Source organism: Sulfitobacter noctilucicola, assembly GCF_000622385.1.
GTDB classification, from domain to species: Bacteria; Pseudomonadota; Alphaproteobacteria; order Rhodobacterales; family Rhodobacteraceae; genus Sulfitobacter; species Sulfitobacter noctilucicola.
On record NZ_JASD01000008.1, the window covers coordinates 1,336,861 to 1,349,318 of the forward strand.

Annotated in this window: 5 protein-coding genes, 2 tRNA genes and 2 rRNA genes; 7 read left to right on the top strand and 2 right to left on the bottom strand. The window is 54.1% G+C overall.

Features of this window, described 5'->3' with window-relative positions; genetic code table 11:
- Positions 1-260: 260 nt before the first annotated feature.
- Positions 261-2,876 carry an ATP-dependent chaperone ClpB gene (gene clpB, locus Z946_RS0110295; RefSeq protein ID WP_025055657.1) on the top strand — a complete coding sequence of 872 codons (2,616 nt, stop codon included), beginning with the start codon at positions 261-263 and terminating at the stop codon, positions 2,874-2,876.
- A gap of 83 nt (positions 2,877-2,959) precedes the next feature.
- Here clpB and Z946_RS0110300 read toward each other — a convergent pair whose 3' ends face one another.
- Together Z946_RS0110300 and Z946_RS0110305 are read right to left on the bottom strand one after the other, a co-directional pair.
- Positions 2,960-3,940 carry a zinc-binding dehydrogenase gene (locus Z946_RS0110300; RefSeq protein WP_025055658.1) on the bottom strand — a complete coding sequence of 327 codons (981 nt, stop codon included), beginning with the start codon at positions 3,938-3,940 and terminating at the stop codon, positions 2,960-2,962.
- A 10-nt stretch (positions 3,941-3,950) separates the two neighbouring features.
- Positions 3,951-4,550, bottom strand: a complete 600-nt coding sequence (locus Z946_RS0110305; protein ID WP_025055659.1) for a TetR/AcrR family transcriptional regulator — start codon at positions 4,548-4,550, stop codon at positions 3,951-3,953.
- Positions 4,551-4,741: 191 nt separating this feature from the next.
- Here Z946_RS0110305 and msrP point away from each other — a divergent pair, with 191 nt between their 5' ends.
- From msrP to Z946_RS0110335, 6 genes are all read left to right on the top strand, one after another.
- Entirely contained in the window at positions 4,742-5,647 is a 906-nt protein-coding gene (gene msrP / locus Z946_RS0110310; RefSeq protein ID WP_025055660.1) for a protein-methionine-sulfoxide reductase catalytic subunit MsrP, read from the top strand.
- Positions 5,648-5,693: 46 nt separating this feature from the next.
- A complete protein-coding gene (gene msrQ, locus Z946_RS0110315) occupies positions 5,694-6,281 on the top strand; it encodes a protein-methionine-sulfoxide reductase heme-binding subunit MsrQ (RefSeq protein WP_025055661.1) in 588 nt (195 codons plus the stop codon).
- 708 nt (positions 6,282-6,989) lie between these two features.
- A 16S ribosomal RNA gene (locus Z946_RS0110320) occupies positions 6,990-8,451 on the top strand.
- A gap of 291 nt (positions 8,452-8,742) precedes the next feature.
- Positions 8,743-8,819: transfer RNA gene (locus Z946_RS0110325), tRNA-Ile, on the top strand.
- A gap of 142 nt (positions 8,820-8,961) precedes the next feature.
- Positions 8,962-9,037 (top strand) — tRNA-Ala (locus Z946_RS0110330).
- Positions 9,038-9,592: 555 nt separating this feature from the next.
- Positions 9,593-12,427 (top strand): 23S ribosomal RNA (locus tag Z946_RS0110335).
- Together the 16S and 23S rRNA genes with 2 tRNA genes alongside form the textbook arrangement of a ribosomal RNA operon.
- The last annotated feature ends 31 nt before the right edge of the window (positions 12,428-12,458 follow it).

Here is a 12,458-nt window from a genome sequence, read left to right on the forward strand (position 1 = left end):
ATTTCATAAATTTAACGCTTGAAGGTGCGATTTGGTTTCGAAGAAGCCCCACATTCTGTGGATAACTTACGATATTTGATATTTATCAATGTGTTGAGTTTGTATTCTGCTTTGGTGGATTTCGTGGGAAGACAGTTTTTGCCCCGCAATTCTCTTGAATGCAGCAATGTCGTTCCCAAATATCATCTGAGGCCCAAAAAGACTGCGTGCCGCCAAGCGGGCGCAAAATATTCAGGGCGCTTATAGAAAAGGAGAATGCCATGGACTTGAGCAAGTTCACGGAAAGATCGCGCGGTTTCATACAGGCCGCGCAGACCATCGCAACACGCGACAGTCACCAACGCCTGACGCCAGAGCATATCTTGCAGGCCCTGCTGGATGATGATCAGGGTCTTGCATCCAATCTTATCAATGCATCGGGTGGCGACGCCAAGCGCGTTCGCGACGCATTGACACTTTCCATGTCGAAGATGCCGAAGGTGACCGGCGATGCGGCACAGGTGTATTTGGACAATGCCACGACCAAGGTATTGGCCGAGGCGGAAGCCGTAGCTAAGAAAGCAGGCGACAGTTTTGTACCCGTCGAGCGTATCCTGATGGCGCTGTGCATGATTAAGTCCGGTGCAAAAGAGGCGCTTGAGGCGGGTAAGGTAACGGCTCAAGGTCTGAACGCTGCCATTAATGATGTACGCAAGGGCCGAACCGCCGACACAGCGAGTGCCGAAGACGGCTATGAAGCGCTGAAGAAATACAGCACCGATCTTACCGCGCGGGCCGAGGAAGGCCGTATCGACCCGATTATCGGACGGGACGAGGAAATTCGTCGTGCGATGCAGGTGTTGAGTCGCCGTACCAAGAACAATCCGGTTCTGATCGGTGAACCCGGCGTGGGTAAAACCGCGATCGCCGAAGGCCTCGCCTTGCGGATCGTGAATGGTGACGTGCCGGAATCCTTGCGCAACAAAAAGTTGCTGTCGCTGGACATGGGCGCGTTGATCGCCGGTGCAAAATATCGCGGCGAATTCGAGGAGCGTCTGAAGGCGGTTCTGACCGAGGTAACCGAAGCGGCGGGCGAGATCATTCTGTTCATCGATGAGATGCACACGCTGGTCGGTGCCGGTAAAGCGGATGGTGCGATGGATGCGTCCAACCTGCTGAAACCTGCGCTGGCGCGCGGCGAGCTGCACTGCATTGGCGCAACCACGCTGGATGAGTATCGCAAGCACGTTGAAAAGGACGCGGCTTTGGCGCGGCGGTTCCAGCCTGTGATTGTGCAGGAACCTACGGTCGAAGACACCGTGTCTATCTTGCGCGGCATTAAGGAAAAGTACGAGCTTCACCACGGTGTGCGCATCTCGGATAGTGCCCTGGTCGCAGCTGCCACGTTGAGCCATCGCTATATTACCGACCGCTTTCTGCCGGACAAGGCCATCGACCTGATGGACGAGGCGGCGAGCCGTTTGCGCATGGAAGTGGACAGCAAGCCGGAAGAACTGGATGCGTTGGACCGTTCAATCCTGCAATTGCAGATCGAGGAAGAGGCCCTGAAGGCAGAGGATGATCAAGCGTCGAAAGACCGCCTTGAGACTTTGCAGAAGGACCTTGCCAATTTGCAGGAGCGTTCAGCCGAGATGACTGCCGCATGGCAGGCCGAGCGTGACAAGCTGGCCGGTGCACGTGACATCAAGGAAAAGCTGGACCGCGCGCGGGCTGATCTGGATATCGCCAAACGTGAAGGTAACCTCGCAAAAGCGGGTGAGCTTTCTTACGGCGTGATCCCCCAGTTGGAGAAAGATCTTGAGGCTGCGGAATCCAATGAGGATAGTGTGATGGTCGAAGAGGCCGTGCGCCCTGACCAGATCGCGAGCGTCGTTGAACGCTGGACCGGTATCCCGGCAGGCAAGATGCTGGAAGGTGAGCGCGACAAGCTTCTGCGCATGGAAGACCAGTTGCACGCCAGAGTTATCGGACAGGATTCTGCTGTTAAGGCGGTTGCCAATGCGGTGCGCCGTGCGCGTGCGGGTCTGAATGACGAGAACCGTCCGCTTGGGTCGTTCCTGTTCCTTGGGCCAACCGGCGTGGGTAAAACCGAGCTGACCAAGGCCGTGGCCGAGTTCCTGTTTGACGATGACAATGCGATGGTGCGTATCGACATGTCTGAGTTCATGGAGAAACACGCGGTTGCGCGTCTGATCGGTGCCCCTCCCGGCTATGTCGGTTATGATGAGGGTGGTGTGCTGACCGAAGCTGTACGGCGTCGTCCGTATCAGGTTGTGCTGTTCGACGAGGTCGAAAAAGCGCATCCGGATGTGTTCAACGTGCTGTTGCAGGTGCTGGACGATGGTGTGCTGACCGATGGTCAGGGCCGCACGGTCGATTTCAAGCAGACGCTGATCATTCTGACGTCGAACCTTGGTGCGCAAGCGCTGAGCCAACTGCCCGATGGCGGTGACATGGCACAGGCAAAGCGCGACGTAATGGATGCGGTGCGGGCGCACTTCCGGCCTGAGTTCCTGAACCGTCTGGACGAGACGATCATCTTTGATCGTCTGGCACGCGAAGACATGGCAGGCATCGTGGACATTCAGCTTGCGCGTTTGCTCAAGCGATTGGCGGGGCGCAAGATCGATCTGTCGCTGGATGATGCAGCCAAGAAGTGGCTGGCGGATGACGGCTATGACCCGGTGTTTGGTGCGCGTCCGCTCAAGCGGGTGATCCAGCGGTCGTTGCAGGACCCATTAGCAGAAATGCTTTTGTCGGGCGATGTGCGTGACGGCGATCTTATCAAGGTCACAGCAGGTGCCGATGGCCTGATCATCGGCGACCGTATCGCGGCCAGCAACCGGCCCAAGCCGGATGATGCGACCGTGCATTAAGGCGCACACTATATACTACACGAAAAAAGGCCGGGGATTTCCCCGGCCTTTTGTTTTTCTGTGAAAGGTTTGAGTAGGCTGAATTAGCCCTTCAACATGACCTTGCCCGCGCGGCCCGGTGTCAGCGCCGCTTTCATTGCGTCTGTCACTTGGTCCAGTGGGTAGGTGCCGCCGTCTTCCAGCGTCAATTCACCCGTTGCGGCCAATGTCACCAGTTCGGTGATCAGGCGCTTACGCTCGTCCGGGTCCATATCGCCACTGACGCGCGAGCCCCAGAAGCCTTTGACGGTGATGTGCTTCATGATCAGCGCACCTGAGGAGAGTGGCATGGGCGCACCTGTCGCCGTGCCGAACACAACCAGTTCGCCGTCCAGTCCTAGCAGATCAACCAAATCGCTGCTGAGATCCCCGCCAACGGAGTCGATGGCGGATACCGCACCGGCCTTGCCAGTCAGGGCGCGTGCCTTATCCATCCAGCCGTCCTCAGACGTGGACAGCACGTTGTCGATTCCCATGTCTTCGAGTTCTTTCACCGCTTCGGGGCGGCGCACGAGGTTCACCAGGTTGATACCGCGCGATTTCGCCAGCACGGTCATGATCTTACCAACGGCACCATTGGCCGCAGACTGTACGATCCAATCGCCCTTTTTCGCCTTGAGTGTTTCAAGCAGGGAAATTGCGCTGAACGGCATCGCGATCAGCTGCGCGCCGACCGTGTCGCTGATCACATCGGGCAGGGGCAGGACACCGGTGGCAGGCGCGGTGAAGTATTCAGCCCAGCTTCCGTGGATGCCCGCGATGGTGATGCGCTTGCCGATCATTGCCTCGTCGACACCTTCGCCGACGGCTTCGATCGTGCCGAGCGCTTCTGTCCCGCCGATCGCGCCGGGCAGTTCGGGCGTGTAGCCATAGTTGCCGCGCACGGTCCAAAGGTCGTGATTGTGGATGGGGGACAGCGTCATCTTGACCAGCACTTCGCCCGCTGCGGGGGCAGGTTTGGCCACGTCGGCGGATTTGAGAACGTCAGCAGGTTCCCCGAATGTATCGTGAATTGCAGCTTTCATTGTATTTTCCTTAGGTGTTGTGAGGAGCCAGACGTTGGACGGTTTCGACCAACGCTTGTTCCAAGGGTATTTGTGTGCGGGAAAGTTTCGCGAGAATGGCCGCACCGAGCCATTTCGCATAGAGCATCCGTGCTGTTGCATCGGCATCGTCAAAGGTGCGGACCGAACCATCAGTCGCACCTTCACGCAGCAGATCAGCGATCCGGCTGACCAGTCTGGTCACGCCATCATCCAAGATCACGCGCATATCTTCTGATAGATCCGCTACCTCCGCCCCAAGTTTTACCACCAAACACTGGGTAGCAATCCCTTCGGTCCCGGTATTGGCCAGCCAGGCGGACCAAAACGTAGTGAGTTTTGTGCCCGCCGTGCCTGTGCCCGCAACCAATGCATCAAAACGTGTCAGGTATTCGGCTACATAGTCTTGCAGCAGCGCTTGCCCGAACGAGTCTTTCGACGGGAAGTAATAGTAGAACGACCCCTTGGGGATGTTGCACTCACTCAGCAGTCGGGCAATGCCGACGCCGCCAAAGCCATGCTTGATGACAAGGGCGCGTCCGGTGTCCAGAATATGCTGACGCTTCAGATCGGATTTGGTTTGTTCGCTCATAAACGTGAATTAGATCATAATAGACCGGTCGTCTAGTAGCGCTCACCCATTTGTGACCGGTGGCACACACGGCCCTTAAAGGTATGCCAGCGCACATTCCGGTGTGTTTTGTGTAATGTAGTGCCTTTTAATTTGGTGACGGGACAACCGCGACCTACCTAAATCCCAATAGATATGAGGAGACCGTAGTCATGGCCTATCGCTGGAAGAACACGTTGACGCATAAAGATGTCACGCCGCATGCTGCATTCTTGAACCGTCGGCAGCTTATGGCGGGATTGGCCGCAGGTGTAGGTCTTGCCGGTGTGGCGACAGGTGCGCTGGCACAAGATACGCTGGAGCCCAACGCCTACGAGGATATTACACAATATAACAACTACTATGAGTTCGGGACGGGTAAGGGCGATCCTGCCAAAAACGCGCACTCCCTGACCACGAGCCCTTGGACAGTCAAGATTGACGGTCTGGTCGACAAGCCCGGTGATTACGCCATGGCCGACATTATGGATGCGATGACGATCGAGGAACGTATCTACCGCTTTCGTTGTGTAGAGGCCTGGTCGATGGTGATCCCTTGGAACGGGTTCGAGCTGGCGGACCTGCTGGCGATGGCCGGCGTACAGTACGAAGCAAAATATGTAGCGTTTGAAACCGCCCTGCGTCCTGACGAGATGCCCGGAGTCCGGTTCCCCGCGCTGGACTGGCCTTATGTCGAAGGTCTGCGTCTGGACGAAGCGCTGCATCCGCTGACGATCATGGCGACGGGTATATATGGTAAGGACATCCCGAACCAGAACGGTGCACCGATGCGGTTGGTTGTGCCGTGGAAATACGGGTTCAAATCCATCAAGTCGATTGTGCGCATTACCCTCACGGACAAAGAGCCGCCGACCAGCTGGAACAAAGCGAATGCCCGGGAATACGGCTTCTATAGTAATGTGAACCCCGAGGTTAGCCATCCGCGCTGGTCGCAGGCCTCTGAGCGGATGGTAGGGGGCGGCCTTTTCGCCAAGCGTCAGCCGACACTGATGTTCAATGGATACGAAGAAGAAGTGGCAGGGCTGTATGAAGGCATGGACCTGAAGGCGAACTTCTGAGGTTATCTGTGCGACGATACGATACAGCACGGATGGGGAGCGGACGATGATCGACCGGATAAACGCGGCTGCCCGCCGTGTTCCTACATGGGTTGTCTATCTTATCCTGCTTCTGCCCGCGCCCTACACATTCTATCTGGCGCTCTCGGGCGGACTTGGCCCTGATCCGGTTAAACCGCTCGAACATAAGTATGGCGAAATAGCCCTTCAGCTTCTGATCGCCGGTTTGTGCGTCAGTCCTCTCCGGCAGTACACACATATCAACCTTATCAAATTCCGCCGCACTCTTGGCGTTCTGGCGTTCACCTATGTGGCGCTGCACCTTTTGGTTTGGGCGCTATTGGATGTGCAGACAATAGGACGCGTTATCGAGGACATTATAAAGCGTCCTTACATTACTATAGGGATGGCAGGGTTCGTTCTTCTTCTTCCGCTTGCGCTCACTTCTAACAACTGGTCGGTACGCAGGCTGGGACCACGTTGGCGTAAGCTGCACAAACTCACTTATATAGCCGTAGTGCTAGGCGGCGTGCATTTCATCTGGTTGGTGAAGGGCATTCAGCTTGAACCCCTCATCTATATGGCTGTGATTCTAGCTTTGCTGGCGCTGCGGTATAAAAGACTGCTTCGCTAGCACCCATTTCCCGATGGCCCGACCATAACCGAGTCGGATTTTGGCGATTCACGCTCGAAATGTTGGCGCAAACACACTGAGTCTCATCCAAACTTGGGGATAGCTCTGTGGATAACACAACATGTGCTTTGCCGATGCATTTGCGTGACCCATGGTAAGAGCAATAAAGCTGCGCTGCTGAGCCTGCTTGTGAAATAATCCGGGCATAAACCGTTGTTTTTATATTAAAAATGAAGCTGTCATAAAAAATTCGCATTTCTTGAAAAAAGGGGTTGCGGGTCTCAGCCACTAACCGTAGAACCCCCCTTACCGGACGAGCAGAGACGCTCCAACGGGACGCCGGACGGACCAGACGGAAGCGGAAACGCAGACAGAAAGTCGGGACGGTAAGAAGAGAAATTCAGAGGTAGTGAGGCGGGGCGCGCCGAATGTTTAGGGCGCATCCAGTTTCTTTTGTCTCTACGTTGTTTGAAAATTTGATATCTGAAGAGATATGTGGGCGGTTTGGTTCATTCGATGGATCAACGTCTGTATATCGCGCTAATAGGCTTCGGCCGATGATTTAGTGTCAGCTTCACTGTTTGAGTGGCTTTCGGTTACTTTGGTAACTTTAAGTACATCAAACAGAAAGACGCCATATGATTTCAGTAAGGTCATATGGTCGATGTGCAGAGGTTCGACGTCAAGGATATGATGGTAACATCATTTCAACTTGAGAGTTTGATCCTGGCTCAGAACGAACGCTGGCGGCAGGCCTAACACATGCAAGTCGAGCGCACCCTTCGGGGCGAGCGGCGGACGGGTTAGTAACGCGTGGGAACGTACCCTTGTCTACGGAATAGCCATTGGAAACGATGAGTAATACCGTATACGCCCTTCGGGGGAAAGATTTATCGGACAAGGATCGGCCCGCGTTAGATTAGATAGTTGGTGGGGTAATGGCCTACCAAGTCTACGATCTATAGCTGGTTTTAGAGGATGATCAGCAACACTGGGACTGAGACACGGCCCAGACTCCTACGGGAGGCAGCAGTGGGGAATCTTAGACAATGGGCGCAAGCCTGATCTAGCCATGCCGCGTGTGTGATGAAGGCCTTAGGGTCGTAAAGCACTTTCGCCAGAGATGATAATGACAGTATCTGGTAAAGAAACCCCGGCTAACTCCGTGCCAGCAGCCGCGGTAATACGGAGGGGGTTAGCGTTGTTCGGAATTACTGGGCGTAAAGCGTACGTAGGCGGATCAGAAAGTAGGGGGTGAAATCCCGAGGCTCAACCTCGGAACTGCCTCCTAAACTCCTGGTCTTGAGTTCGAGAGAGGTGAGTGGAATTCCAAGTGTAGAGGTGAAATTCGTAGATATTTGGAGGAACACCAGTGGCGAAGGCGGCTCACTGGCTCGATACTGACGCTGAGGTACGAAAGTGTGGGGAGCAAACAGGATTAGATACCCTGGTAGTCCACACCGTAAACGATGAATGCCAGTCGTCGGGCAGTATACTGTTCGGTGACACACCTAACGGATTAAGCATTCCGCCTGGGGAGTACGGTCGCAAGATTAAAACTCAAAGGAATTGACGGGGGCCCGCACAAGCGGTGGAGCATGTGGTTTAATTCGAAGCAACGCGCAGAACCTTACCAACCCTTGACATCCTGTGCCACTACCAGAGATGGTACGTTCCCTTCGGGGACGCAGTGACAGGTGCTGCATGGCTGTCGTCAGCTCGTGTCGTGAGATGTTCGGTTAAGTCCGGCAACGAGCGCAACCCACATCTTTAGTTGCCATCAGTTCGGCTGGGCACTCTAAAGAAACTGCCCGTGATAAGCGGGAGGAAGGTGTGGATGACGTCAAGTCCTCATGGCCCTTACGGGTTGGGCTACACACGTGCTACAATGGCAGTGACAATGGGTTAATCCCCAAAAGCTGTCTCAGTTCGGATTGGGGTCTGCAACTCGACCCCATGAAGTCGGAATCGCTAGTAATCGTGTAACAGCATGACACGGTGAATACGTTCCCGGGCCTTGTACACACCGCCCGTCACACCATGGGAGTTGGTTCTACCCGACGACGCTGCGCTAACCTTCGGGGGGCAGGCGGCCACGGTAGGATCAGCGACTGGGGTGAAGTCGTAACAAGGTAGCCGTAGGGGAACCTGCGGCTGGATCACCTCCTTTCTAAGGATGTTCCTAGCAGCATGAACTTGTTCATACTCGTGGAACACTTAGCAGGTCAGTAAACAAAACTGACCATATTTAGGGACATCTTCGGATGTCACCTACGGACCGAGCCGTCCTCATATCTCTTCAGCAAGCGTCTCACGCAGTGAGGCGCGTCGCCCTGGCAGTGTCTTTGCGTAGCAAAGATCACGAGAAGGGTTGCAATGGTTACGACCCCGTGGCGCACCTTGCGCATTGCTTCGCAATACGCTGTATGCGCGACGTCGATTTTGCTTAGCAAAATCAACTGGGTCGGTAGCTCAGGTGGTTAGAGCGCACGCCTGATAAGCGTGAGGTCGGAGGTTCAAGTCCTCCTCGACCCACCAAGACATTTTGCCGGAGGCAAAAGTCGTTGGCCAGGCAGTGTCTTCGCGAAGCGGAGATCACGAGATGGCCTCTGGCGCAACTCGCGCATTGCTTCGCAATACGCTGTTTGCGCGACGTCGATTTTGCTTTGCAAAATCAACTGGGGCCTTAGCTCAGCTGGGAGAGCGCCTGATTTGCATTCAGGAGGTCAGGAGTTCGATCCTCCTAGGCTCCACCAAGATTTTCCTTCGGAAAGGCATCGGTGGCAATTGCTACAAAGTAGCGATGAGAACCATTACTTAGTAGAACACATCTTCAAGCATTCGCTGAATGTTTGAACGTCTGTTCTACAGACGAATTGACATCGTAAAGAGAGATACAGTTACTTTGAGAGTAATCTTAAAGTAACAAACAACACTGTTTGATCGCACCGAGTAGGGTGATTGATCTCAGTTGCTGCTTCTTTTGAAGCCGGTGCTTATCGGACTGTTTCCTCGGTCTTTTAGGCATATCGCGACTGAAACGAACGTGTTGTCCAAGTCAAGTACACTAACCAGAGAGATGACGGTGTTTGCCCGCACGGCTGACACCTATCTGCATCTCTCGTTGTCCACTCGAATGAGTGGGCGGGAAAAAGTATGCTTTTGACCAGAATAAGGGCCCCCAGTTTCTTACCAGCTTCTGAGGGTCGCGCATGCCTTCTGTCTTATGCAGCAACGTTGGTTGCGGGTGTAAATAGCCCTCAAGTAGCGAAGCGGTAGGGCGTTAAGGAAGTCTTGCTTTTTCTGGATCAAATCAAGCGCGAAAAGGGCGTTTGGTGAATGCCTTGGCAGTAAGAGGCGATGAAAGACGTGATACTCTGCGATAAGCCATGGGGAGCTGAGAATAAGCTTTGATCCATGGATTTCTGAATGGGGCAACCCACCTGATACTTTGTTATTATTGCTCAGCAATGAGCAGCTAATAATGAGGTAAACCAGGTATTTCTAGACTGAATATATAGGTTTAGAAAAGCAAACCCGGGGAACTGAAACATCTAAGTACCCGGAGGAAAGGAAATCAATTGATACTCCCCTAGTAGCGGCGAGCGAACGGGGACCAGCCGAGCCATGAGTGTGGTTAGAATGCGTTGGAATGCGCAACCAGAGTGGGTGATAGTCCCGTATAAGAAGCATGATTGGACGTATTAAGTAGGGCGGAACACGTGAAATTCTGTCTGAAGATCGGAGGACCACCTTCGAAGGCTAAGTACTCCTTACTGACCGATAGTGAACCAGTACCGTGAGGGAAAGGTGAAAAGCACCCCGACGAGGGGAGTGAAACAGTACCTGAAACCGAACGCCTACAATCAGTTGGAGGGGCTTTACGCCCTGACAGCGTACCTTTTGTATAATGGGTCATCGACTTGGTCTCACGAGCAAGCTTAAGCCGTTAGGTGTAGGCGTAGCGAAAGCGAGTCTTAATAGGGCGTTGAGTTCGTGGGATCAGACCCGAAACCGAGTGATCTAGGCATGGCCAGGTTGAAGGTAAGGTAACACTTACTGGAGGACCGAACCCACATCTGTTGAAAAAGATCGGGATGAGCTGTGCCTAGGGGTGAAAGGCCAATCAAACTCGGAGATAGCTGGTTCTCTGCGAAATCTATTTAGGTAGAGCGTCATCCGAATACCCTCGGGGGTAGAGCACTGGATGGGTAATGGGGCCCCACAGGCTTACTGATCCTAACCAAACTCCGAATACCGAGGAGTACTAGATGGCAGACACACGGCGAATGCTAACGTCCGTCGTGAAGAGGGAAACAACCCTGACCTCCAGCTAAGGCCCCTAATTCATGGCTAAGTGGGAAAGCAGGTGAGACGACCAAAACAACCAGGAGGTTGGCTTAGAAGCAGCCATCCTTTAAAGATAGCGTAACAGCTCACTGGTCTAAATAAGTTGTCTTGCGGCGAAGATGTAACGGGGCTCAAGCCATGAGCCGAAGCTGAGGATGCATTTATTGCATGGTAGCAGAGCGTAGTGTGACATAGTTCCATGTGTCCTTATCTTCCCTCGGGAAGAATTGGACACAAGGAGCTTTCTGTGAAGCCGGCGCGTAAGCGATCCGGTGGAGAGATCACTAGTGAGAATGATGACATGAGTAGCGACAAAGAGTGTGAGAAACACTCTCGCCGAAAGTCCAAGGGTTCCTGCTTAAAGCTAATCTGAGCAGGGTAAGCCGACCCCTAAGGCGAGGCCGAAAGGCGTAGTCGATGGGAACCAGGTTAATATTCCTGGGCCAGATGGAAGTGACGGATCTCGAGGGTAGTTCATCCTTATCGGATTGAATGGGCTGCTTAGAGGTTCCTGGAAATAGCTCCATCGCTAGATCGTACCCTAAACCGACACAGGTGGACTGGTAGAGAATACCAAGGCGCTTGAGAGAACTATGTTGAAGGAACTCGGCAAAATACCTCCGTAAGTTCGCGAGAAGGAGGCCCGGTTCCTAGGCAACTAGGGGCTGGGGGCACAAACCAGGGGGTGGCGACTGTTTATTAAAAACACAGGGCTCTGCGAAGTCGCAAGACGACGTATAGGGTCTGACGCCTGCCCGGTGCCTGAAGGTTAAAAGGAGGGGTGAGAGCTCTGAATTGAAGCCCAGGTAAACGGCGGCCGTAACTATAACGGTCCTAAGGTAGCGAAATTCCTTGTCGGGTAAGTTCCGACCTGCACGAATGGCGTAACGACTTCCCCGCTGTCTCCAACATAGACTCAGCGAAATTGAATTACCTGTCAAGATGCAGGTTTCCCGCGGTTAGACGGAAAGACCCCGTGCACCTTTACTACAGCTTCACACTGGCATTAGGCCGAACATGTGCAGGATAGGTGGTGGGCTTTGAAACCGGAACGCCAGTTTCGGTGGAGCCTCCCTTGAGATACCACCCTTGTTCTGCTTGATGTCTAACCGCGGTCCGTTATCCGGATCCGGGACCCTGTGTGGCGGGTAGTTTGACTGGGGCGGTCGCCTCCTAAATCGTAACGGAGGCGCGCGAAGGTTGGCTCAGAGCGGTCGGAAATCGCTCGTTGAGTGCAATGGCAGAAGCCAGCCTGACTGCGAGACTGACAAGTCGAGCAGAGTCGAAAGACGGCCATAGTGATCCGGTGGTCCCAAGTGGGAGGGCCATCGCTCAACGGATAAAAGGTACGCCGGGGATAACAGGCTGATACTGCCCAAGAGTCCATATCGACGGCAGTGTTTGGCACCTCGATGTCGGCTCATCTCATCCTGGGGCTGGAGCAGGTCCCAAGGGTACGGCTGTTCGCCGTTTAAAGAGGTACGTGAGCTGGGTTTAGAACGTCGTGAGACAGTTCGGTCCCTATCTTCCGTGGGTGTAGGATACTTGAGAGGAGTTGCCCCTAGTACGAGAGGACCGGGGTGAACGATCCACTGGTGGACCAGTTGTTATGCCAATAGCAGTGCTGGGTAGCTATGATCGGACAGGATAACCGCTGAAGGCATCTAAGCGGGAAGCCCCCCTCAAAACAAGGTATCCCTGAGAGCCGAGGTAGACCACCTCGTCGATAGGCCAGAGATGTAAGCGTAGTAATACGTTCAGTTGACTGGTACTAATTGCTCGATAGGCTTGATTTGATCCAGTAGAAGCAAGATTCTACAGACTTAT